Consider the following 22288-nt stretch of genomic DNA (forward strand, 5'->3'; position numbering starts at 1 on the left):
GGGCTAGTGGCTGGAGCCCGACAGTTGCAGGCCGATCACTCCGGCGATCACGAAGCTGATCGAGATGATCTTCAGGGTTGAGACCAGGTCGCCGAGGAAGATCATGCCGTAGATCGCGGTGCCCGCCGCGCCGATGCCGGTCCACACCGCGTAGGCGGGGCCGACGTCGAGCTTCTTGAGGGAGAGGGTCAGCAGGCCGAAGCTGCCCAGGGCGAAGATGCAGAACGCCACCGTGGGCCAGAGTCTGGTGAAGCCGTGTGAGAGCTTCAGGCAGACGGCGAAGCCGGTTTCGAGCAGTCCTGCCACAACGACCAGCAGCCATGCCATGGCGTGTCCTCCCGCGTCCGAACGTCGACTGCTTGGTCTGGTGTGTGGTTCAGGTCAAAGGCTTTCCGGGGTCACTCGGTGCGATTATGCATTTACCGGCGCGGTACGGGCGCAAACAACGCGGAGGTCGTAGGGGGAACAACCGGTGTCAGTCGCCCTCGTGGCGCTCCCTCGTCGACAGCAGCCGGCGCAGCGAGTAGAGGCGGGCGGGGTCCGCGTGGCCGTCGGCCACCCACTGGTCCAGTGCGCAGTCCGGCTCGTCGTGACTGCAGGCGCGTGGGCAGCCCTCGGTGCCGGGTTCGAGGTCGGGGAAGGCCTTGATGACGCGGGACGGGTCCACGTGGTGCAGGCCGAAGGAGCGGAGGCCTGGGGTGTCGATGACCCAGCCTGCGGCTTCGGGCAGTGGGATCGCGCGTGCCGAGGTGGTGGTGTGGCGGCCGCGGCCTGTCACGGCGTTGACATGGCCCGTGGTTCGTCGCCTGTCCCGTGCGACCAGCGCGTTGACCAGGGTCGTCTTGCCTACGCCGGAGTGGCCGATGAAGGCCGTGATTTTGTTGTTGAGTTGCTCGCGAACGCGGTCCACCGCGTGGCCGTCCTCGAACTCCTCGCGGGTCGTGACGACGTATGGGATGTCCAAGTCGCCGTACAGCTCCAGGAGTTTGTCCGGCGGGGCGAGGTCCGACTTCGTCAGGACCAGGAGGGGTTCAAGGCCGCCGTCGTACGCCGCCACCAGGCAGCGGTCGATCAGGCGCGGGCGTGGCTCGGGGTCGGCGAGGGCCGTGACGATGGCGAGCTGGTCGGCGTTGGCGACGACCACGCGCTCGTACGGGTCGTCGTCGTCCGCCGTGCGGCGCAGGACCGAGGTGCGCGGCTCGATGCGGACGATGCGGGCGAGGGTGTCCTTGGCTCCGGACAGGTCGCCGATGATGGCGACGCGGTCGCCGACCACCGCCGCCTTGCGGCCCAGTTCGCGGGCCTTCACGGCCATCACGACACGGTCCTCTACGAGGCAGGTGAGCCTTCCCCGGTCGACGGTGAGGACCATGCCCTCCGCGGCGTCCTCGTGCTTGGGGCGGATGTTCGTACGCGGACGGTTGCCCTTGCGGTTTGGGCGGGTGCGGATGTCGTCCTCGTCGGGGTTCTTGCCGTAACGGCGCATGATCGTGATCCGCCCGTCAGTTCCCGAGCATTCCGGTCCACAGATCGGGGAAGTCCGGGAGGGTTTTCGCCGTCGTCGCCACGTTCTCGATCTGTACGCCCTCCACCGCCAGGCCGATGATCGCGCCGGCCGTCGCCATGCGGTGGTCGTCGTACGTGTGGAAGATGCCGCCGTGCAGCCTGCGCGGGCGGATGTGCAGTCCGTCGGCGGTCTCGGTGACGTCGCCGCCGAGTTCGTTGATCTCCTTGGTGAGCGCGGCCAGCCGGTCCGTCTCGTGCAGGCGGAGGTGGGACACGCCGCGGAGGGTGGAGGGGGAGTCGGCGAGGGCCGCGATCGCCGCGATGCCGGGGGTCAGCTCGCCGACCTCGCTCAGGTCCACGTCGATGCCGTGGACCGAGCCCGAGCCGGTGAACTCCAGGCCCGCCTCGGTCAGTTCGCAGGAACCGCCCATTTCGGTGAAGATCGCACGCAGCTGGTCACCGGGCTGGGTGGTGCGGGACGGCCAGTCCGGGATGACGACCTTGCCGCCGGTCACCAGGGCCGCCGCCAGGAACGGCTGAGCGTTGGACAGGTCCGGCTCGACGGTCAGGTCGCGGCCGAGCAGGGCGCCCGGCGTGACCCGCCAGACGTTGGGCTCGCCGCCCGACTCCGGGGTGTCCACCTGGGCGCCGACCGCGCGCAGCATGTCGACCGTCATACGGATGTGGGGGAGTGAGGGGAGGGAGGAGCCGGTGTGGCGGACCTCCACCCCCTGGTTGAAGCGCGGGCCGGAGAGGAGGAGTGCCGAGACGAACTGGGAGGACGAGGACGCGTCGATCGCCACCGGGCCGCCGTCCAGGGCGCCGCCGCCGTGCACGGTGAGGGGCAGCGCGCCGCGGCCGTCGTCGTCGATGCGGGCGCCGAGCAGGCGCAGCGCGTCGATCACACCGTTCAGCGGGCGCTCGTACGAACGCGGGTCGCCGTCGAAGCGGATGGGGCCGTCGGCGAGTGCGGCGACTGGGGGAAGGAAGCGCATCACCGTGCCCGCGTTGCCTACGTCGACCGTGGCCGGGCCGTGCAGGCCCGAGGGGATGACGCGCCAGGCCTCGCCGGAGGCGTCCGGGCCGGCGGCGACCGTGGAGCTGGACGACACCGTCTCCTCGATGCCCACGCCCATCGCGCGCAGCGCGCCCGCCATCAGCAGCGTGTCGCGGGAGCGGAGCGGGCGGCGCAGCCAGCCCGGCTCCGAGGCGAGGGCCGCGAGGACCAGCGCCCGGTTGGTGACCGACTTGGACCCCGGTACGTGGACCGTCGCGTCGACGGCTCCGCTTGCGTGCGGGGCGGGCCAGAGGGCGGTGTGGGCGGGGTTAACGGTCATGAGCCCCACTTTAGTGGCGGTTCGCCCTGCCGGGTTTGGCCGGGGAACGGCCCCGCGCCGCTGAATGCCGTCCACCGAGTTCCCGGGCGTCACACCTCCAGGAGCCAGCGGCCCCCGCCTATCAAGGAGCACAGGGACACCGCGTGGAACAGGAACAGCCACAGTCCGGCGGGGACGTGGGTCAGGCGGGACAACTGGTCGGCGTCCGAGTCGCCCGCGCCGCCGCGGCTTCGCTTGGCCTGGAGTTCGAAGGCCGGGCGGACCCCGCCGACCAGCAGGAACCACACCACCGCGTAGGCGAACGCCGCCTGGACCTGGGGGCCGGCGAGCCAGGACACCAGCACGAAGGTGCCGCCGGTGAGGAGCACCGTGAGCGCGCCGTACGCGTTGCGGATCATCACCAGCATCGCCACGAGGAGGGCCGTGGCCAGCCACAGCAGCGCGGTGATGTGGCCCGCGGCGAGCAGAGCGGCGCCGCCGAGGCCGAGCAGCGGGGGAGCGGTGTAGCCCGAGGCGGCGGTGAGGATCATGCCGAGGCCGGTCGGTTTGCCGCGGCTCACGGTGAGGCCGCTGGTGTCGGAGTGCAGTCGTATGCCGCTGAGGCTGCGCCCGGTGAGCAGCGCGACCAGGCCGTGGCCGCCCTCGTGCGCGATGGTGATGGCGTTGCGGGAGAGCCGCCAGACGCCGTGCGGGACGGTCACGGCGAGGGCCGCGACGAGGGTGGCGATCACCACCCACAGGTCGGGGTCCGGCTGGCTTCCGAAGACCTCGTCCCAGAGACCTGACAGCGAGGTGGCTGCGGTGCTGTCCATTGTCGGCGGTGGCTCCCTCTGGTGTCGTGGAATCTGGCAGTGTGGCACGTATGTGCGGACGGTATGCAGCGAGTCGTGGACCCGAGGATCTCGCAGGAATCTTTGAAGTCGAGAAGTGGGAGCCCGAGGAGGCTCTGGCCCCCGATTTCAACGTCGCCCCGACCAAAGAGGTCTACGCGGTTCTCGACCGTCCCGTTAAGGACGCCGCCGATCCCCGGCCGGTTCGCCAGCTGCGCACGCTCAAGTGGGGGCTCGTTCCGTCCTGGGCCAAGACGCCCGAGGGCGGCGCTCGGATGATCAACGCTCGTGCCGAGACCGTGCACGAGAAGCCCTCGTACCGGCGGGCCTTCGCCGCGCGGCGGTGCATCATTCCCGCCGACGGCTACTACGAGTGGGTCACCGGGGCCGGTGAGCGGGATCTTGAGGTTGAGGGGAAGAAGAAGCGGGGGCGTAAGCAGCCGTACTTCGTGACGCCTGCCGACGGGTCGGTCTTCGCCATGGCCGGGCTGTACGAGTTCTGGCGGGATCGGACGCTTCCCGATGAGCATCCGCTGGCCTGGTGGGTTACTTGTTCCGTCATTACGACGGAGGCGGAGACCACGCCGCTTGCGGTTGCCCCCGGTGATGGGCCGCATGCTTTGGCCGACATTCATCCCCGGATGCCTTTGATGCTTACGCCGGATCGGTGGGATGCGTGGCTGGATCCTGCTCGGACCGATGTTGAGGACTTGCGGTCTCTGCTTGCTCCGCCTCCGGCGGGGTTGATGCGGGCGTATCCCGTTTCCACTGCTGTGAGCAATGTGCGGAACAACGGGCCCGAGTTGCTCAAGGAGCTGGAGGGGCCGGAGGAAGGGACCCTGTTCTGACCGGTGCCCGGGGTGGGGGCTGGGGTCGGGGTGGGTGCGCAGCCCGGCGCTTGCGGGGTGCCGCTGTGCCCACCCGTGCCGCCCCTAGCGGCACGCATGCCCACAGCGAGGGCGGTTGTAGCGGCACGCATGCCCGCAGCTGGGAGAGTAAGAAGGCAGACTCTTGTGGCGTGATCGAGATTATTGAGACCGATGTCGGTGCGGCCCGTGTCACCTGGTATCACGCCTCTGGCGCGCGGCTTGTTCTTGCCCTCAGTCATGGGGCCGGTGGGGGCATCGAGGCGCGCGATCTTCAGGCCCTGGCGCTGGTGTTGCCCGCGCATGGAGTGAGTGTTGCGCTTGTCGAGCAGCCTTGGCGGGTGGCTGGGAAGAAGGTGGCTCCCGCGCCGAAGACGCTTGATGTGGGGTGGCGGGGGGTGTGGCCCGTGGTCGCCGCGGGCGGGCTTCCGGTGGTTGCCGGCGGGCGTAGTGCCGGGGCTCGTGTGGCCTGTCGTACGGCCGTGGAGCTCGGAGCCGCTGCCGTGCTCGCGCTCAGTTTCCCGCTGCATCCGCCGGGGCGGCCCGAGAAGTCGCGTGCCGACGAGTTGCTCGGGTCCGGGGTGCCCACCCTCGTCGTACAGGGCGGAAATGATCCGTTCGGGAAGCCCGAGGAGTTCCCCGAGGGGTCGTACGAGATCATCGAGGTGCCGTACGGCGATCATGGTTTCGCCGTTCCGAAACGGGCGTCGCTCGGACAGGACGAGGCTCTGAAGATCGTCACTGACGGTGTCGTGAAGTGGACCTCGTCACTCGGGTAACGCCCGGGAATGTTGAGCGGCGGACCTCTGTTGTGCGAGTACAGACAGCACGGAGCGTGTGCTGGACCGTTAGCACGAGAGGAAGTCCGCCGCATGGGTTCGACCATCTGCCCGAGCCGCAGTAGCAGCGCTGACCTGGACTGGACGGTGCTGCACGCGGGTAAGAACGCGCCTATTCGGGCGGCGGCGGGTGTCGATGTTCGTCTATCCTCCGATTCCAGTGGGACCGGTCTCGGTCTCGCTACGTCGCTGGAGGAGGTGGGTCCGGTCACTGGGACCGACGCAGGGACCGAACACGGCCAGGCGGAGCAGCCCGAGGGCCAGGGCACGAGCACGGAGTCGTCCGCCGAGCGCAGCCTGCGCTTCGAGCGGGACGCGCTCGAATTCCTCGACCAGATGTATTCGGCCGCGCTGCGCATGACGCGCAATCCGGCCGACGCCGAGGACCTGGTGCAGGAGACGTACGCGAAGGCGTACGCGTCCTTCCACCAGTTCCGTGAGGGCACCAACCTCAAGGCATGGCTCTACCGCATCCTCACGAACACCTTCATCAACTCGTACCGCAAGAAGCAGCGCGAGCCCCAGCGCAGTGCGGCCGAGGAGATCGAGGACTGGCAGCTGGCGCGCGCCGAGTCGCACATGTCGACCGGTCTGCGCTCCGCCGAGTCGCAGGCGCTTGATCACCTGCCCGACTCGGACGTCAAGTCGGCGCTGCAGGCGATCCCCGAGGAATTCCGGATCGCCGTCTATCTCGCGGACGTAGAGGGCTTTGCGTACAAGGAGATCGCGGACATCATGGGGACACCCATCGGCACGGTGATGTCCCGGCTGCACCGGGGCCGTCGCCAACTGCGCGGCATGCTCGAGGACTACGCGCGTGACCGCGGGCTGGTTCCGGCCGGTGCCGGAGAGTCGAACGAAGCGAAAGGCTCGGGCTCATGAGCTGCGGAGAGCCGCACGAGACGGACTGCAGTGAGGTACTCGACCATCTTTACGAGTTCCTCGACCACGAGATGCCGGACGCGGACTGCACCAAGTTCGAAGTGCACTTCGAGGAGTGCTCGCCGTGCCTGGAGAAGTACGGGCTCGAGCAGGCCGTGAAGAAGCTGGTCAAGCGGTGCTGCGGTCAGGACGATGTGCCGACCGATCTGCGCGCCAAGGTCATGGGGCGCATCGATCTGATCCGTTCCGGTCAGGTCGTGCCCGAGCACGACGTGGCAGCGACTCCGCAGGAGTCCTGAACCCGGTTCTCAACCGGGTCCGGTACTCCCGCAGGATCGTCCGGTTATCACCCGAACGTGCTAATCCGTGGGCTCTGAGCCCACGGATTCGGCCGTTGGTGTCCCCGTACCGTTCCCGCCGTCCTAGGCTCCGGAATCCTGGAGTCGGGGAGGGGAAGCGGAGATGGGGTCGGTGCCGGCGTGGGCCCGTGTCTACGTGGCCTGTGTCGTACTCGGAGCCCTGGGCTGTCTCGCCCCGCTGCCGACCGTCCGGGTCCCGTGGTGGATCGTCGCCCTGCTCGCCGTGCTGTACGCCGGGTGCGAGCGGATCACCCTCCCGCGTGGTCCCAGGGCTGCGGGTGTCCCCGGCCTCGGGGCCCCCAGAGGGATGGGCACCTTCCTCCCCGTGCTCCTTGCCGGGGCTTTTCTGCTGCCGCCCCCGGCCGCCGCGCTCGTCGCGCTGCCGGGGGCGCTGCTCGCCCGGGTCGAGCAGCGGCCGCGGTGGCTGCGGCGGATCTGGCGGGCGGCGCAGCTCGCCCTCGCGGTCTGGGCGGCCTCCCGGGTGCACTGGGCGCTCGGCGGCCGGGACGCCGTGGTCGCGCCCGACTTTCCGTACGCGCTCGTGCCCGCCGGGGCCGCGGTACTGACCTTCTGCCTCGTGCAGAGCGTCCTCGACGGCGGGATTCTCGCGCTGGCCGAACGGGTGCCGGTGCGCGGCGCCTGGCGCGGGCTTTTTCCGCGTTCGCTCGCGCCCGTCGCCGTGCACGGGCTCGCCGGGCTGATGATGGCGGTGCTGTGGCGCAGTCCGTACGGGCCGGTCGCCGCGCTGCTCGTGCTGTTGCCGATGTACGTCTCCTGCTGGGTGTTCGCCCAGTACCACCGCGAGCGGGCCGCCCACCAGGCCACCATCCGCGCGCTCGTCCAGGCCGTCGACATCAAGGACGGCTACACGCGCGGGCACAGTGAGCGCGTCGGGCAGGCGTCGATGATGATCGCGCGTGAACTCGGCATGGACGACGAGCGTGTCGAGGTGCTGCGGTTCGCCGGGATCCTGCACGACGTGGGGAAGTTGGGGGTTCCCACGCGGCTGTTGCGGAAGGACGGGCCGTTGACTCCCGAGGAGCGGCGGGTCATCGAACTGCACCCCGAGTACGGGCACGAGATGGTGCGGGGCATCGGGTTTCTGGGGGAGGCCCGGTCGGCGATCCTGCATCACCATGAGCGGCTGGACGGGAGCGGGTATCCGTACGGGCTGGTGGGGGCGCAGATTCCGGAGTTCGCCCGGGTGGTGGCCGTCGCGGACGCCTTCGACGCGATGACGTCCACGCGGTCCTATCGGCGGGCCCGGCCGGTGCCGGCGGCGCTTGAGGAACTCGAGCGGTGCTCGGGGGCGCAGTTCGATCCGGGGATGGTGGGGGCGTTGGCGCTTGCGCTGGCTCGGTACGGGTGGCATCCCGCCGTCACTGCTGACAGCAACACGCCGCTTCGCGGCGGTGTTCGCCCGCCCGCTCCGCCACCCGTTTCCAGTCGGCTGGAAGGGCACCCGACAAACGCCGGCAGGAGGGGCCCGTGAGTGTCCCTCGCCCCCCACTCGCCCTCACCCTCGTCCGTGCCCTCGCACTCCTCCTCGCCCTCGTCTCCGTTGCCGTCACCCTCTGGACCGGCCTCGAAGACCGCCGTATCGCCCTCGCCTTCGGCCTCCTCATAGCGGTGGGCGAGCTCACCCGCTGGAGCGGGGCCGAGGAGCGGGAGTCCGCTCCGCTCGGGGCCGCGGGGGCACTGTCGTACGCGCTGCTCGGGGAGAACGCGGGGCAGGCGACGCACCACGGGGCGTTTCAGGTGGTCGCGGTGGTTGCGGCGGCCGGGCTGCTGGGGTGTGTGCCGCATGTGGCCAGGGGGCGTGGGCCGACCGTCGATCACCTCACCCGGCGGGTGCTGACGGTCGGGTTCGCCGCCGTGTGTTTCCAACCCCTGTACAACCAGGGGGAGTTCCTGCAGTGGGGCGGTCCCGCGTACGCCCTGTTGCTGGTCGCGCTGCTGGTGCTCACCGCGCTGTGCGATGCCGTGCTCGCGGCGGCGATGGCGCACTCGCGGACGCGGTGGCCGTTCGGGCCGCTGCTGCGGGACGAGCTGCGGGCCACGCTGGGCATCGGGTCGGCCGTGTGTGCGACGGGGGCCGTGATGGCGCTGGCCGTCGCGGTGGTCGGGCTCTGGGCGCTGCCCGTGTTCTCGCTGCCGTTGCTGCTCACGCAGTTGTCCTTCCGGCGGTATGCCGCCGTGCGTGTGACCTATCGGCAGACCATCGCCTCGCTGGCCCGGGCGACCGAGATAGCGGGATACACGCCTGCCGGACATGCCCGGCGCGTGGCCGCGCTCAGCCAGGCCGTCGGTCGGGAGCTGGGCCTTTCGGAGCCCGATCTGACCGTGTTGGAGTACGCGGCGCTGATGCACGACATCGGACAACTCAGCCTTCTCGACCCGGTGCCGGCCGGGGCCACCGCCGTACTCCCGGCGGACGAACAGCGGCGGATAGCCCTCCTCGGGGGCGCCGTCGTACGCCAGACCGGGGTCGACGCGGAGGTGGCGGTGGTGGTGGAGCGGCAGGCGGATCCGTACCGGGAGCAGCCGGTCACCGCACGGATTGTGCGGGCCGTGAACGCGTACGAGGAGATGGCCAGGGAAGCAGGCCCGGGAGGGCCGCTGACGGCATTGGAGAAGCTGCGCCTGGGGACGGCCCGCGACTATCAGCCCGAGGTCGTGGAGTCGCTGGCCAGGGTGCTGTTGCGGGGCGGCCTTAGCCTGCCCCAGGCTGGGTAACCCATGGGTAATGAGCGGCCGTCCGACGGTACGTGGTTGGATGCGAGGAAGAGGGTGTTCGGGGGCATGGGCAGGCCCAGGGCCGCGTTGTCCTCCAAGGACTCTTCAGGGAACTTTTCAAGGGACCGGCAGGCGGGAATCGCAAGGAACTGGCAGGCGGGAATCGTGAGGATCTTCGGCAAGGGACGACACCGGCCCTCCGCCTCATGGCGGCAGGCCACCGACCGTGCGTTCACGCTGATCGGCGACGGACGGTACGAGGACGCGGGCGCGTTGCTGACGCGCGCCGCGGACCTGGAGCCGTGGCTGTCCGAGTCCTGGTTCAACCTGGCGCTGCTGCACAAGTTCCGGCACGACTGGGAGCAGGCGCGGGCGGCCGGGCTCAGGGCCGTGGCCCTCCTCGACCGGGAGACCGGAGCACCTGACTGGTGGAACGTCGGGATCGCCGCCACCGCCCTCCAGGACTGGCCGCTGGCCCGCCGTTCCTGGCAGGCGTACGGGCTGCGGGTCCCCGGCGGCGCCGCCGTCTCCGGGGAACCGGTGGGCATGGACCTCGGCAGTGCGGCCGTACGGCTGTCTCCGGAAGGCGAGGCCGAGGTCGTGTGGGGGCGGCGGCTCGACCCCGCCCGCATCGAGGTGCTGTCCATTCCGCTGCCGTCCTCGGGGCGGCGCTGGGGCGAGGTCGTACTGCACGACGGGGTGCCGCACGGGGAGCGGACCACCGCCGCCGGGCACGCCTACCCCGTGTTCGACGAGATCGAGCTGTGGGCGCCGTCGCCCGTCCCCACCTGGGTGGTCCTGCTCGAAGCGGCCACCGAGGACGACCGGGACGCGCTTGAGCAGCTCGCCGCCGACGCCGGGTTCGCCGCGGAGGACTGGTCGTCGTCCGTACGGCTGCTGTGCCGGATGTGTTCCGAGTCGCGGATGCCTTCGGACGAGGGCGACGGGGAGCATCTTGATCCCCACGATCACAGTGAACCGGGTCACCCGGGGCCGCTGGGTCACCGCACCGACGGGCAGCTGTGGGTGCCCGAGCGCGAATGCGGCCTTGCCGCGCCGGCTTCGCTGGTGAGGGGGTTGCTGGACGGGTGGGTTGCGGACAGCCCCGACTCCAGGGACTGGCGGGATCTCGAAGAGGTTTGCTAGGTGCGTGGGCCGCTGCGGAGCCGTCGTGGCTGGTCGCGCCCACGCGGCGGAGCCGCATGTTAGACACAGCCCCGCGCCCCTAAAGGGCGCGTCCCCGTACCCTGTATTCGCATCACACCCCCCGTTTTTCTAGGAAGGCGTACGTCCGTCATGGCGCAGCAGGACACCGATCAGCAGCACGTGGGCGTGCTCCCCGTGGACGACGAGGGCTTCGTCATCGACATCGAGGACTGCGAGGAGCGCGAGGCCGCCTATCGCGAGCGCGGTACCTCGCGGCCGATCACCGTCGTCGGGAATCCGGTGCTGCACAAGGAGTGCAAGGACGTCACCGACTTCGGCGACGAACTGGCGCAGCTGGTCGCCGACATGTTCGCCAGCCAGCACACCGCCGAGGGCGTGGGCCTGGCCGCCAACCAGATCGGCGTCGACCTGAAGGTCTTCGTGTACGACTGCCCCGACGACGACGGCAAGCGGCACACCGGCGTGGTCTGCAACCCCGTGCTCGTCGAGCTGCCCGCCGAGCAGCGCCGCCTGGACGACAGCAACGAGGGCTGCCTCTCCGTACCGACCGCGTACGCGCCGCTCGCCCGCCCCGACTACGCCGAGGTCACGGGGCAGGACGAGAAGGGCAACCCCATCAAGGTGCGCGGCACCGGCTACTTCTCGCGCTGCCTCCAGCACGAGACGGATCACCTGTACGGCTACCTGTACATCGACCGGCTCTCCAAGCGTGAGCGCAAGGACGCGCTGCGGCAGATGGCCGAGAACGAGCCCCGCTACCCGATCGTGGCGAACGACTGACGACACGTCGTGACCGGTGACCGAGCGGGCACGTTGAACGACTGAGACAGAAAATGACAGGTGTGGCTCGCGATCTCTTGTGAGTCACCTCTCCGAAGCTGCTTGTACGGCGCCTGGTCGGATACCTCCTGACCAGGCGCCGTTCGTATGTGCGTCGCACGTTCGATCCCATGTGCTCATTGAGTGATCCAGATTCGGTCATACAAGGGGAGATTCTCGGCATCATGGGGTAGTGAGTGGAGCAAATCCGTTCCCAGAACGGTCAGTTGTGGTGCTGAATGGGAAGTGCGGGGATACGCAACGGCGCACGCCCGGCACATCGGGAGGGGCGTGACGTCAACAGGCGGCTGAGAGGGGTTTGTTCGTGCATGCTTTCGCACAGAGCACTTCATCGACACCAACCGCGGTCGCGGTTCCACCGGCTCTCTCTCTTCCGGTGATCGAGGCCGAGTTTCCCCGTCAACTCCACCCGTATTGGCCCAGGCTCCAGGAGAACACCCGGGCCTGGCTCCTCGAAAAGCGGCTTATGCCGCCCGGCAAGGTCGAAGAATATGCCGACGGCCTGTGCTACACCGACCTCATGGCGGGCTACTACATTGGCGCCCCCGACGAGGTCATGCAGGCGATAGCGGACTACAGCGCGTGGTTCTTCGTCTGGGACGACCGCCACGACCGCGATGTCATCCACGGCAGGCCGGGTGCCTGGCGGAGGCTCAGGTTCCAATTGCATGCGGCCCTCGACTCGCCGAGGAACCACCTGCACCACGAGGATCCCCTGGTCGCGGCGTTCGCGGACAGCATGGTGCGGTTGTACTCGTTCCTCGGCACGAAGTGGAACGAGCGGTTCGCGCTCCACTTCCACGCGGTGATCGAGGCGTACGACCGGGAGTTCCGGAATCGGACCTCCGGCACCGTCCCGACGGTCGCGGAATATCTCGAACTCCGTCGGCTGACGTTCGCGCACTGGATCTGGACCGACCTTCTGGAACCCAGTGCGGGGTACGAACTCCCCACCTCGGTGCGGAATCACCCCGCATATCGGAAGGCGGCTCTGCTCAGCCAGGAATTCGCCGCCTGGTACAACGATCTGTGCTCGCTCCCCAAGGAAATTGCGGGCGATGATGTCCACAATCTCGGAATCAGTCTAATTCACCATGAGGGGCTGACTCTCGAAGAGGCCGTCACGGAAGTCCGGCGGCGCGTCGAGGAATGCATCAGTGAATTCTCGGTCGCCGAAAGGGACGCATTTCTGCTCGCGGACGCTCTCGCGGACGGGACGGTACAGGGAAAGGAATCGAGCGTCGCCCTGAAGGCGTGCCTGGGCAATATGCGGAACTGGTTCAGTTCCGTCTACTGGTTCCACCACGAGTCCGGCCGATACATGGTCGACAGCTGGGACGACCGCTCCACACCCCCGTACGTCAACAATGAAGCGGCAGGTGAGAAATGACCGTCGAGTCCGTACGAACTGACGTTCCTCAGACGCTGGAGCCGGCCACCCCGCCCCTCGCGGGAGGCGGTGTGCCCGGCCTCGGCCACGGCTGGAAACTGGTCCGCGACCCGCTGGGCTTCCTCGCCCAGCTCCGCGACCACGGCGACGTCGTCCGGCTGAAGATGGGCCCGAAGACGGTGTACGCGGTCACCACTCCCGAGCTCACCGGGGCTGTGGCGCTGAGCCCCGACTACGAGATCGGCGGCCCGCTGTGGGAGTCCCTCGAAGGGCTCCTCGGCAAGAAGGGGGTCGCGACCGCCAACGGGCCGCTGCACCGGCGGCAGCGGCGGACGATCCAGCCCGCGTTCCGGCTCGACATCATCCCCGAGTACGGGCCGATCATGGAGGAGGAGGCGCGTGCCTTCGCGGCGCGCTGGGAGTCCGGAGGGGCGGTCGACTGCACGTCGGAGTCGTTCCGCGTCGCCGTCCGGATCGCGGCCCGCTGTCTGCTGCGCGGCCGGTTCATGGACGAGCGGGCCGAGCGGCTGAGCAACGCGCTCGCCACCGTCTTCCGCGGCATGTACCGGCGCATGGTCATTCCGGCGGGGCCGCTCTATCGGCTGCCGCTTCCGGCCTACCGCAAATTCGATCGTGCATTGGCCGATTTGCACGCACTCGTCGACGAGATCATCGACGAGCGCCGCACATCTGGTCAAAAGCCGGACGATTTGCTGACGGCATTGCTGCAAGCGAAGGACGACAACGGCGGCCCCATCGACGAACAGGAGATCCACGACCAAGTCGTCGCGATACTCACCCCCGGCAGCGAAACCATCGCGTCAACGGTCATGTCGTTGCTGCAAGTGCTCACCGCGTATCCGGACCAGGCGCGGCGCATCAGTGAGGAGGTCGAATCCGTCACGGGCGGCCGGCCCGTCGCATTCGGCGACGTCCGGAAGCTGTCGCACACGAAAAACGTCGTCGTCGAGGCGATGCGTTTGCGCCCCGCCGTATGGATATTGACGCGGCGGGCGGTGACCGAAACCGAGCTGGGTGGCTATCGCATTCCGGCCGGAGCCGACATCGTCTACAGCCCGTACGCGATCCAGCGCGACCCGCGGTCGTACGAGCGCCACCTCGATTTCGACCCCGACCGCTGGCTACCGGAACGGTCCAAGGACCTGCCGAAGTACGCGATGCGCCCGTTCAGCGTCGGTAACCGGAAGTGCCCGAGCGACCACTTCTCGATGGCCCAGCTGACCCTCGTCACGGCCACGGTCGCGTCCAGGTGGAGCTTCGAGCAGGTGTCCGGATCCAATGACGCGACCCGCATCGGCATCACGCTGCATCCGCACCGGCTGCGGTTGAAGGGGGTTCCGCGCTAGGGCCTGTCCGGCGGATCAGGTCGGAGGAAATCGGCGGTGCCTCATGGACGCAGGTGAGCGGGGCTTGGTGCGGCGAGCTGCAAGGCGGAGGAGGGCGAAGCCGAGAGTGGAGGAGTCGGCAACCGACGACAACGCCGCAGATCGGCGCCCGCCGCGGAGCGGCTGATGTCACGGCCGCCCCGCGTCTCCGGCATGATCCGCCGGACAGGCCCTGACCCCGCGTCCGTACCGGTGCGCGTTCAGGCAGCCTGCGGGCCCCTGAACGTGCGCCGGTACGCCTGCGGGGTCGTGCCCAGACTCCGTACGAACTGGTGGCGCAGCGCCGCCGCGTTCCCGAAGCCGGTGCGGCCCGCGATCGCGTCCATCGTCTCGTCCGACGCCTCCAGCAACTCCTGCGCCAGCAGCACCCGTTGGCGCAGGATCCAGCGGTAGGGGGTGGTGCCCGTCTCCTGCTGGAAGCGGCGCGCGAAGGTGCGCGGGGACATGTGGGCGCGGGCCGCTAGCTGCTCGACGGTCACCTCCTCGTCGAGGTTGCGCTCCATCCAGACGAGCACCTCACCGACCGTGTCGCAGGGTGTGTTCGGCAGCGGCCGCTCTACGTACTGGGCCTGGCCGCCGTCGCGGTGCGGCGGCACCACCATGCGCCGTGCGATGGCGTTGGCGACCTCGGGGCCCTGCTCCTTGCGGACGATGTGCAGGCAGGCGTCGATTCCGGAGGCGGTGCCGGCCGAGGTGATGACGGGGTCCTCGTCGACGTACAGCACATCGGGTTCGACGATCGCCCGCGGATGGCGCCGGGCGAGCTCGTCCACCTGCTTCCAGTGCGCCGCGCAGCGGCGCCCGTCCAGCAGCCCCGCCGCGCCGAGCACGAAGACCCCGGAGCAGACGCTGAGCACGCGGGCGCCGCGATCCGTGGCCCGGCGCAGGGCGGCGAGCAGCTCGGGCGGGTAGCTGCGCCCGATGTAGTCGTTCCCGGCCGGTACGACGACCAGGTCGGCCTCTTCGAGGCGGTCCAGGCCGTAGGGGGTGGAGACCGTGAACGCGGGGACATGGGTGGTGAGTGTCGGGCCCTCCGCCGAGACGACCGCGAAGTCGTACACGGGCAGGCCCTCGTCGCTCCGGTCGAGGCCGAACACCTCGCAGACGACGCCGAGTTCGAAAGGGTGCACGCCGTCGAGCAGGGCGACGGCCACGTTCTTCAGCATGCTTACCAGTGTGCCTCAGAAGTGGCAGTAATTCGAGGGTCTACGGCAGTCCTGCCACTGACCCCGGCGGACGATCGGCGCGACAGTAGAGGACATGAACGCAATCACCGACACACTCGTCGTCCTCGGAACTCTCCTGATCCTGGCCCTCCCCGCGCTGGTCGGACACACCCGCGAGCTGCGCGTCGACCGGCAGCTCCGGGCGGCCGGGGACCGGTTCGCCCAGGCCCCGGCCGGCCGGACCCGGCGCGGCCTCACCGCGCACGACGTCGCCCGGGCGGCGTGAGAACCGTCGAGGTGACCGTCCCCGCCCTCATGGCCGGGGACGGTCACCGTGACTAGAAGTCCTCATCCAGGTCGACGGTGCCCTCCACCGCGACCTGGTAGGCGGACGGGCGGCGCTCGAAGAAGTTGGTCAGCTCCTGGACGCCCTGCAGCTCCATGAAGGAGAACGGGTTCTCCGAGCCGTACACCGGAGCGAAGCCCAGGCGCTGGAGGCGCTGGTCGGCCACGCACTCCAGGTACTGGCGCATCGACTCGGTGTTCATGCCCGGCAGACCCTCACCGCACAGATCGCGCCCGAACTGCAGCTCCGCCTCGACAGCCTCCCGCAGCATGTCCGTGACCTCCTGCTGGAGCCGGTCGTCGAAGAGCTCCGGCTCCTCCTTGCGGACGGTGTCGACCACCTCGAACGCGAAGGACATGTGCATCGTCTCGTCGCGGAACACCCAGTTGGTGCCGGTCGCCAGGCCGTGCAGCAGACCCCGGCTGCGGAACCAGTAGACGTACGCGAAGGCGCCGTAGAAGAAGAGCCCCTCGATGCACGCGGCGAAGCAGATGAGGTTGAGCAGGAAGCGGCGGCGGTCGGCCTTGGTCTCCAGGCGGTCCAGCTTCTCGACCTCGTTGATCCACTTGAAGCAGAACTCGGCCTTCTCGCGGATGGAGGGGATGTTCTCCACGGCGTCGAAGGCGGCCGTACGGTCCTCCGGGTCGGGGAGATAGGTGTCCAGCAGCGTCAAGTAGAACTGGACGTGGACCGCTTCCTCGAAGAGCTGGCGGCTCAAGTACAGCCGCGCCTCCGGGGAGTTGATGTGCTTGTACAGCGTCAGCACCAGGTTGTTCGCCACGATCGAGTCGCCCGTCGCGAAGAACGCGACCAGTCGGCCGATCATGTGCTGCTCGCCCGCCGACAGCTTCGCGAGGTCGGCGACGTCCGAGTGGAGGTCGACCTCCTCGACGGTCCAGGTGTTCTTGATGGCGTCCCGGTAGCGCTCGTAGAAGTCGGGGTAGCGCATGGGGCGGAGAGTCAGCTCGAAGCCCGGGTCGAGAAGATTCTTCTGGGGGGTACTCACTGGCAGGCCTCGCAGGACTCGGGGTTCTCAAGGGAGCAGGCGACGGCGTCTTCGTCGGGGGTCGCCTGTACGGGGATGGTCTTTTCCGGCTGCGCCTGCGCCTGTGCCGCGCGGGCGATGCGGGTCGCCGGGCGGGAGCGCAGGTAGTACGTCGTCTTCAGGCCCGACTTCCAGGCGTACGAGTACATCGAGGAGAGCTTGCCGATGGTCGGCGTCTCCAGGAAGAGGTTCAGGGACTGGGCCTGGTCCAGGAACGGGGTCCGGGCGGCGGCCATGTCGATCAGGCCGCGCTGCGGGATCTCCCATGCAGTGCGGTAGAGGTCGCGGACATCCTGCGGGACCCAGGTGAAGCCCTGCACCGAGCCGTTGGACTCGCGCAGCGCCTCCCTCGTCTGCGCGTCCCACACGCCGAGCTTCTTCAGCTCGGCCACCAGGTAGGAGTTGACCTGGAGGAACTCGCCGGAGAGCGTCTCGCGCTTGAACAGGTTCGACACCTGCGGCTCGATGCACTCGTAGACGCCCGCGATCGAGGCGATGGTGGCGGTGGGCGCGATGGCGAGGAGGAGCGAGTTGCGCATTCCGGTCGTGGCGATACGTTCCCGCAGGGCCGCCCAGCGCTCCGGCCAGGTGAATTCGGTGTCGTAGTGGTCCGGGTGCAGTACACCCCGGGCGGTCCTTGTACGGGACCAGGCGGGGAGCGGGCCGTTGCGCTCGGCGAGGTCGGCGGAGGCCTCGTACGCGGCGAGCATGACGCGCTCGGCGATGCGGGTGGAGAGCGCCTTGGCCTCGGGCGAGTCGAAGGGGACGCGCAGTTTGAAGAAGACGTCCTGGAGGCCCATCGCGCCCAGGCCCACCGGGCGCCACTTGGCGTTCGAGCGGCCCGCCTGCTCGGTCGGGTAGAAGTTGATGTCGACCACGCGGTCCAGGAAGGTGACGGCGGTGCGGACGGTCTCGTCGAGGCGTTCCCAGTCGATGTCGCCGGCCGTCGTGTCGACGAACGCGCCGAGGTTCACCGAGCCCAGGTTGCAGACCGCCGTCTCGCCGTCGTCCGTGACCTCCAGGATCTCCGTGCAGAGATTGGAGGAGTGGACGGTGTGGCCCGGCTCCGCCGTCTGGTTGGCGGTGCGGTTGGCGGCGTCCTTGAAGGTCATCCAGCCGTTGCCGGTCTGCGCGAGGGTGCGCATCATGCGGCCGTACAAGTCGCGGGCGGGGATCGTCTTCTTGGCGAGGCCCGCCTCTTCCGCCTTGCGGTAGGCCGCGTCGAACTCGTCGCCCCACAGGTCGACCAGGTCGGGGACGTCGGAGGGGGAGAAGAGGGACCAGAGGGCGTCCTCGTTCACGCGGCGCATGAACTCGTCCGGGATCCAGTGCGCGAGGTTCAGGTTGTGCGTACGGCGGGCGTCCTCACCGGTGTTGTCGCGCAGCTCCAGGAACTCCTCGATGTCGGAGTGCCAGGTCTCCAGGTAGACCGCGGCCGCGCCCTTGCGCCGGCCGCCCTGGTTCACCGCGGCGACCGAGGCGTCGAGGGTCTTCAGGAACGGGACGATGCCGTTGGAGTGCCCGTTCGTGCCGCGGATCAGTGAACCGCGGGAGCGGATACGGGAGTACGACAGGCCGATGCCGCCCGCGTGCTTCGAGAGGCGCGCGACCTGGTGGTACCGGTCGTAGATGGAGTCCAGCTCGTCCAGCGGGGAGTCGAGGAGGTAGCAGGACGACATCTGGGGGTGGCGCGTACCGGAGTTGAAGAGAGTGGGGGAGGAGGGGAGGTAGTCGAGGCGGCTCATGAGCCTGTAGAGCGCCTCGACTTCGGTGAGGGCGCGCGTCGTGTCGTCCTCCGCCAGGCCGGACGCCACTCGGAGCATGAAGTGCTGGGGCGTCTCGATGACCCTGCGGGTGATCGGGTGGCGGAGGAGGTAGCGGCTGTGCAGCGTGCGCAGGCCGAAGTAGCCGAAGCGGTCGTCGTTCCCCTCGGCGGCCGAGGTTGCGATCAGTGCGTCCAGGCGGGGCGTGTGCAGGCGTACGAACTCCGCCGTGCGGTCCGCGATCAGGCCCTCGCGGTGGCCGACGCCGACCGATTCGGAGAAGGACCGCACGCCCTGCGACGCGGCCTCGGCCGCGATGCTGATCGTCAGCAGCCGGGCGGCCAGCTTCGAGTACGCCGGGTCCTCGGAGATCAGGCCCGCCGCGGCCTCGGTCGCCAGTTCGCGCAACTCCGTGTCGTCCGCGCGGGCGGACCTTCCGCGCAGAGCGGCGGCGGCCACCCGGCCGGGGTCGGCGTCGGGGAGGTCGGCGGTGAGGTCGGTCAGGGTTCGCAGCAGCGCGGCACCGGGGGCGGCCGTCGCTGCCGGGTCCTGCTGCGTCAGGGCTGAGGCCGGATCGGCTGGCGCGATGGTCACGTGGGGGCTCTCCCTCGCTCGGCACGGGGCCTGTGGGAACGGGGGAGCGGGCGCACGCTTTTGGCAGCGGTGCGCCGCGTCCACCGGCCCATTCCGCGAGGCCCGGACGTCGTCTGCACCCGGCCGGACGGCCGGGGCGTGCTGTCGGCAGGTCCTCGGACTGGCCACGTGCGCGGTCGTGCGGGGCACGGGTGCGCATGAGTACACCGTTGCGGGACAGTTCCGGATTCGCACCGGATTCCCCTGCGGCGACAGCGAGCATGAGCATACATCTAGTGCCGGGTTGCGGTGGCACCCCCACATGTTGTGTCGTGTCGGCTTCTCAGGGTGTCAGAGGGGCAACTCGTAGGTGAGCAGCATGATGTCGAGGTGGGGGATCGGGTTCCAGTCGCGGTGGGGGGCGCGGGTGAAGCCGAGGCGTTCGTAGATGCGGTGGGCGGCGTGCATGGTTCGCTGGGTGGAGAGCACGATGCGGACGCAGTTGTCGGTGGTGCGGGCGCGGTCCACGCAGGCGCGGACGAGTGTCTCGCCGGCTCCTCGGCCGCGGGCCTCGGGGGCGACGGCGAGCATGCGGATCTCGGCCTCGCCGGGGTGGGCGATGTCGGCCATGGGGCCGCCGGCCGGTACGAAGGTCACGCCGCCGAGTATCCGGTCGCCTTCCACGGCGACCAGGACGTCGGCCTCGGCGGCTCGCTTGGCGACGTCTCGCAGCTCGGTGAGGTATTCGTCGCTCTCGCCGAAGTCGAGCAGGTCGTCGCCGAGGTAGGCCTGTGCGGTGAGCTCGCCGACGGTCTCGTATTCGTGGGGCTGTGCCCGTCTGATGACGATGTCCATGGGGGTAGTGTGCCGCCGGATTCGTCGTGAGTCGGGGCCGTGCCGGAGCATCCGTCCTCGGTCTGGCGCGGAATCGGTTGTTCAGGAAGCGGGCGGTGTTGACGCGCCAGCCGCTGCGGGCGGACGTTCCGGCACGTCCCCTTCGGTGATCTGGCGGCTGCGGGTGCGTGCGTGCATCCGCCTGTGGGGTCTCGGCCCGTCCGTCCGCCGAGGCCGGGGCGCCGTCCCGATCCGCCACCCACCCGTGGGGGCTGTGCTCTTCAGTTCCGGGTCGCTCTTCAGTCCCGGGTCGGGGAAGATCTTTCAGCCCGTCCGGCGTTTGAGGACGAGCCCTTCGGGCGATCGGGGGTCTGGGGGCGGAGCCCCCAGGAGCAAGGGACGGGTAGGGGCGGAGGGGGCGAAAAAACCGCCTCCCCCAGCCCCCACCGGTACCTAGTTAGTCGCCCCCGCCGTCGCCGGCGGGAGTTCTACCTGTACGCCCTTGTCGCCGGCGTCTGCCGTGTAGTCCTCGGGGGACGTCTCGTCGATGCCGTCGGGGGCGTTGAAGGCCCGGAAGGCGAAGGTGAGGATCACGGTTACGACGACGTTCAGGACGAACGCTGTCAGGCCGATGTAGCCGATCTCACCTATGCCGGGGATCTCCTTTGCGCTGCCGCCGAAGTGCTTCTGGGTGGGGGAGGCTACGCCGTACGCGGCGAGGGTGCCGTAGAGCATGCCGACCGCCCAGCCGGTGAGGAGCGCCCAGCGGTGGAACCAGCGGGTGAAGAGGCCGCCGACCAGGGCCGGGAAGGTCTGGAGGATCCAGATGCCGCCCAGGAGCTGGAAGTTGATGGCGACCGTCTTGTCCATGGTGAGGACGAAGGCGAGGGCGCCGACCTTCACCAGGAGGGAGACCAGTTTGGAGATTTTCGTCTCCTGGGCTGGGGTCGCGTCCGGGTTGATGAAGTCCTTGTAGATGTTGCGGGTGAAGAGGTTCGCTGCCGCGATGGACATGATGGCGGCCGGGACCAGGGCGCCGATGCCGATCGCCGCGAAGGCCACGCCCGCGAACCAGTCCGGGAACATGTTCTCGAAGAGCTGAGGGATGGCGAGTTGGCCGTTCTCCACCTTCACTCCGGCCGCGATCGCCATGAAACCGAGCAGGGCCAGGAGGCCCAGCATGAGTGAGTACAGGGGGAGGATCGTGGTGTTGCGGCGGATCACCTCTCGGCTGCGGGAGGAGAGCGTCGCCGTGATCGAGTGCGGGTACATGAACAGGGCCAGGGCGGAGCCCAAGGCGAGGGTGGCGTACGTCCATTGGCCTGTTTCGGCCGGGACGATTCCGCCTGCGCCGGCCGACGTGTACTTGTCGTTAGCCGCCTTGAAGATCTCGTCGAAGCCGCCCAGCTTGATCGGGATGTAGATGATGGCCACCGCGATCACGATGTAGATCAGGGTGTCCTTCACGAACGCGATCAGGGCGGGGGCGCGGAGGCCCGAGGAGTAGGTGTACGCCGCCAGCACGCCGAAGGCGATGAGGAGGGGGAGGTCCTTGATGAACCAGTTGGTGTTCTCGCCGCCGCCCACGCCCATGACGTCCAGGACCGCCTGGATGCCCACCAGTTGGAGCGCGATGTAGGGCATTGTCGCGAGGATGCCGGTGACTGCTACTGCGAGGGAGAGGCCCTTTGAGCCGAAGCGGCCTCGTACGAAGTCCGACGTCGTCACGTAGCCGTGCTTGTGCGAGACCGACCAGAGGCGGGGGAGGAACGTGAAGATCAGGGGGTAGACGAGGATCGTGTACGGCACGGCGAAGAAGCCGGCCGCGCCTGCCGCGTAGATGGCGGCCGGTACGGCTACGAAGGTGTACGCCGTGTAGAGGTCGCCGCCCAGCAGGAACCAGGTGACCCAGGTGCCGAACGAACGGCCGCCCAGGCCCCATTCGTCGAGGCTCTGCTCGTCCGCAGCCCTGCGCCAGCGCGCGGCCAGGAAGCCCATGACCGTGACGGCCAGGAAGAAGAAGATGAAGACGGCGAGTGCGACGCCGTTCACGCCGTCGTTCATGCTCCGGCACCCCCCTTGCGGGCGCGCTGGTCACGCTGCCACAGCTTGTACGCGGTCATCGTGAGGGCGGTCGAGATGAGCACCCACAGCATCTGGTACCAGTAGAAGAACGGGATGCCGATGAAGGTCGGGTCCGTCTTCGCATACGAACCGACCCACAGCATCGTCACGAACGGCGCCAGCAGGCAGAGAGCGATCACTGCCCGGACCGGTGTGACCACCGGTGGCTTCACTTCAGGCACATCTGACATATGGCGGCTCCGTCCCCTCACTGATCACCTGTGTAACGCGCAGGCAATCTAGGCGACGGAGTCACACAAGCGGAACCCCTGTCCGTAT

Annotated in this window: 21 protein-coding genes and 1 riboswitch; of the genes, 11 read left to right on the forward strand and 10 right to left on the reverse strand. The window is 68.9% G+C overall.

All coding sequences use genetic code 11. From position 1 onward, the window contains the following. Nucleotides 1-3: 3 nt before the first annotated feature. From OG219_RS31940 to OG219_RS31955, 4 genes are all read right to left on the reverse strand, one after another. Nucleotides 4-327: a multidrug efflux SMR transporter gene (locus OG219_RS31940; protein ID WP_266454551.1), complete on the reverse strand. Its 324-nt coding sequence runs from the start codon at nucleotides 325-327 to the stop codon at nucleotides 4-6. Nucleotides 328-475: 148 nt separating this feature from the next. Continuing rightward, on the reverse strand, nucleotides 476-1486 hold the full coding sequence (gene rsgA, locus OG219_RS31945; RefSeq protein ID WP_266832342.1) for a ribosome small subunit-dependent GTPase A: 1011 nt from the start codon (nucleotides 1484-1486) through the stop codon (nucleotides 476-478). A gap of 16 nt (nucleotides 1487-1502) precedes the next feature. Next, nucleotides 1503-2843, reverse strand: a complete 1341-nt coding sequence (gene aroA, locus OG219_RS31950; RefSeq protein WP_266832344.1) for a 3-phosphoshikimate 1-carboxyvinyltransferase — start codon at nucleotides 2841-2843, stop codon at nucleotides 1503-1505. 89 nt (nucleotides 2844-2932) lie between these two features. Beyond that, nucleotides 2933-3655: a M50 family metallopeptidase gene (locus tag OG219_RS31955; protein ID WP_266832346.1), complete on the reverse strand. Its 723-nt coding sequence runs from the start codon at nucleotides 3653-3655 to the stop codon at nucleotides 2933-2935. Nucleotides 3656-3705: 50 nt separating this feature from the next. Here OG219_RS31955 and OG219_RS31960 point away from each other — a divergent pair, with 50 nt between their 5' ends. From OG219_RS31960 to OG219_RS32005, 10 genes are all read left to right on the forward strand, one after another. After that, nucleotides 3706-4521, forward strand: a complete 816-nt coding sequence (locus tag OG219_RS31960; RefSeq protein WP_266836301.1) for an SOS response-associated peptidase — start codon at nucleotides 3706-3708, stop codon at nucleotides 4519-4521. A 170-nt stretch (nucleotides 4522-4691) separates the two neighbouring features. Then, nucleotides 4692-5318, forward strand: a complete 627-nt coding sequence (locus OG219_RS31965) for an alpha/beta family hydrolase (protein WP_266832348.1) — start codon at nucleotides 4692-4694, stop codon at nucleotides 5316-5318. Nucleotides 5319-5576: 258 nt separating this feature from the next. Beyond that, nucleotides 5577-6260, forward strand: a complete 684-nt coding sequence (gene sigR, locus OG219_RS31970; protein ID WP_266454537.1) for an RNA polymerase sigma factor SigR — start codon at nucleotides 5577-5579, stop codon at nucleotides 6258-6260. Then, nucleotides 6257-6559 carry a mycothiol system anti-sigma-R factor gene (gene rsrA / locus OG219_RS31975; protein WP_266454534.1) on the forward strand — a complete coding sequence of 101 codons (303 nt, stop codon included), beginning with the start codon at nucleotides 6257-6259 and terminating at the stop codon, nucleotides 6557-6559. The genes sigR and rsrA overlap by 4 nt, the downstream gene beginning before the upstream one ends. A 163-nt stretch (nucleotides 6560-6722) precedes the next feature. Then, nucleotides 6723-8111 carry an HD-GYP domain-containing protein gene (locus OG219_RS31980; protein ID WP_266832351.1) on the forward strand — a complete coding sequence of 463 codons (1389 nt, stop codon included), beginning with the start codon at nucleotides 6723-6725 and terminating at the stop codon, nucleotides 8109-8111. After that, nucleotides 8108-9355, forward strand: coding sequence for an HD-GYP domain-containing protein (locus OG219_RS31985; RefSeq protein WP_266832353.1), 1248 nt, complete (start codon nucleotides 8108-8110; stop codon nucleotides 9353-9355). The genes OG219_RS31980 and OG219_RS31985 overlap by 4 nt, the downstream gene beginning before the upstream one ends. 165 nt (nucleotides 9356-9520) lie before the next feature. Beyond that, nucleotides 9521-10501 (forward strand): hypothetical protein, encoded by a 981-nt coding sequence (locus tag OG219_RS31990; RefSeq protein WP_266454525.1) that lies wholly within the window; start codon nucleotides 9521-9523, stop codon nucleotides 10499-10501. A gap of 150 nt (nucleotides 10502-10651) precedes the next feature. Then, complete coding sequence (def, locus tag OG219_RS31995; RefSeq protein ID WP_266454522.1) at nucleotides 10652-11302, forward strand: peptide deformylase; 651 nt, start codon at nucleotides 10652-10654, stop codon at nucleotides 11300-11302. A gap of 364 nt (nucleotides 11303-11666) precedes the next feature. After that, nucleotides 11667-12752: an epi-isozizaene synthase gene (cyc1, locus tag OG219_RS32000; protein ID WP_266832356.1), complete on the forward strand. Its 1086-nt coding sequence runs from the start codon at nucleotides 11667-11669 to the stop codon at nucleotides 12750-12752. Continuing rightward, a complete protein-coding gene (locus OG219_RS32005) occupies nucleotides 12749-14119 on the forward strand; it encodes a cytochrome P450 (protein ID WP_266832358.1) in 1371 nt (456 codons plus the stop codon). The genes cyc1 and OG219_RS32005 overlap by 4 nt, the downstream gene beginning before the upstream one ends. A 239-nt stretch (nucleotides 14120-14358) precedes the next feature. Here OG219_RS32005 and OG219_RS32010 read toward each other — a convergent pair whose 3' ends face one another. Then, nucleotides 14359-15324: a GlxA family transcriptional regulator gene (locus OG219_RS32010; RefSeq protein ID WP_266832360.1), complete on the reverse strand. Its 966-nt coding sequence runs from the start codon at nucleotides 15322-15324 to the stop codon at nucleotides 14359-14361. A 94-nt stretch (nucleotides 15325-15418) separates the two neighbouring features. Between OG219_RS32010 and OG219_RS32015 the strand changes: the two genes are divergently transcribed. Beyond that, entirely contained in the window at nucleotides 15419-15610 is a 192-nt protein-coding gene (locus tag OG219_RS32015) for a hypothetical protein (RefSeq protein ID WP_266832362.1), read from the forward strand. Nucleotides 15611-15662: 52 nt separating this feature from the next. Here the strand turns inward: OG219_RS32015 and OG219_RS32020 are convergent, their stop codons facing one another. The 5 genes from OG219_RS32020 to OG219_RS32040 form a co-directional block, all read right to left on the reverse strand. Beyond that, entirely contained in the window at nucleotides 15663-16676 is a 1014-nt protein-coding gene (locus tag OG219_RS32020) for a ribonucleotide-diphosphate reductase subunit beta (RefSeq protein ID WP_266832364.1), read from the reverse strand. Next, the gene (locus OG219_RS32025; protein ID WP_266832366.1) at nucleotides 16673-19072 is read right to left on the reverse strand and encodes a ribonucleoside-diphosphate reductase subunit alpha; all 2400 of its coding nucleotides are present in this window, start codon (nucleotides 19070-19072) and stop codon (nucleotides 16673-16675) included. Before OG219_RS32025 ends, OG219_RS32020 begins: the two co-directional genes overlap by 4 nt. A 150-nt stretch (nucleotides 19073-19222) precedes the next feature. Next, nucleotides 19223-19315, reverse strand: a riboswitch (cobalamin riboswitch). An 87-nt stretch (nucleotides 19316-19402) separates the two neighbouring features. After that, a complete protein-coding gene (locus tag OG219_RS32030) occupies nucleotides 19403-19906 on the reverse strand; it encodes a GNAT family N-acetyltransferase (protein WP_266832368.1) in 504 nt (167 codons plus the stop codon). A 432-nt stretch (nucleotides 19907-20338) separates the two neighbouring features. Further along, complete coding sequence (gene mctP / locus OG219_RS32035; RefSeq protein ID WP_266832370.1) at nucleotides 20339-21949, reverse strand: monocarboxylate uptake permease MctP; 1611 nt, start codon at nucleotides 21947-21949, stop codon at nucleotides 20339-20341. Continuing rightward, entirely contained in the window at nucleotides 21946-22200 is a 255-nt protein-coding gene (locus tag OG219_RS32040) for a DUF3311 domain-containing protein (protein ID WP_266454503.1), read from the reverse strand. Before OG219_RS32040 ends, mctP begins: the two co-directional genes overlap by 4 nt. Nucleotides 22201-22288: the final 88 nt, after the last annotated feature.

Source organism: Streptomyces sp. NBC_00038 (assembly GCF_026343635.1).
Classification (GTDB): Bacteria; Actinomycetota; Actinomycetes; order Streptomycetales; family Streptomycetaceae; genus Streptomyces.

Bases quoted from the DNA above. Each gene is read 5' to 3' on its own strand.
- OG219_RS31940 (WP_266454551.1), bottom strand. From the start codon at position 327: ATGGCATGGCTGCTGGTCGTTGTGGCAGGACTGCTCGAAACCGGCTTC.
- rsgA (WP_266832342.1), bottom strand. From the start codon at position 1,486: ATGCGCCGTTACGGCAAGAACCCCGACGAGGACGACATCCGCACCCGC.
- aroA (WP_266832344.1), bottom strand. From the start codon at position 2,843: ATGACCGTTAACCCCGCCCACACCGCCCTCTGGCCCGCCCCGCACGCA.
- OG219_RS31955 (WP_266832346.1), bottom strand. From the start codon at position 3,655: ATGGACAGCACCGCAGCCACCTCGCTGTCAGGTCTCTGGGACGAGGTC.
- OG219_RS31960 (WP_266836301.1), top strand. From the start codon at position 3,706: ATGTGCGGACGGTATGCAGCGAGTCGTGGACCCGAGGATCTCGCAGGA.
- rsrA (WP_266454534.1), top strand. From the start codon at position 6,257: ATGAGCTGCGGAGAGCCGCACGAGACGGACTGCAGTGAGGTACTCGAC.
- OG219_RS31980 (WP_266832351.1), top strand. From the start codon at position 6,723: ATGGGGTCGGTGCCGGCGTGGGCCCGTGTCTACGTGGCCTGTGTCGTA.
- def (WP_266454522.1), top strand. From the start codon at position 10,652: ATGGCGCAGCAGGACACCGATCAGCAGCACGTGGGCGTGCTCCCCGTG.
- OG219_RS32005 (WP_266832358.1), top strand. From the start codon at position 12,749: ATGACCGTCGAGTCCGTACGAACTGACGTTCCTCAGACGCTGGAGCCG.
- OG219_RS32010 (WP_266832360.1), bottom strand. From the start codon at position 15,324: ATGCTGAAGAACGTGGCCGTCGCCCTGCTCGACGGCGTGCACCCTTTC.
- OG219_RS32015 (WP_266832362.1), top strand. From the start codon at position 15,419: ATGAACGCAATCACCGACACACTCGTCGTCCTCGGAACTCTCCTGATC.
- OG219_RS32030 (WP_266832368.1), bottom strand. From the start codon at position 19,906: ATGGACATCGTCATCAGACGGGCACAGCCCCACGAATACGAGACCGTC.
- mctP (WP_266832370.1), bottom strand. From the start codon at position 21,949: ATGAACGACGGCGTGAACGGCGTCGCACTCGCCGTCTTCATCTTCTTC.
- OG219_RS32040 (WP_266454503.1), bottom strand. From the start codon at position 22,200: ATGTCAGATGTGCCTGAAGTGAAGCCACCGGTGGTCACACCGGTCCGG.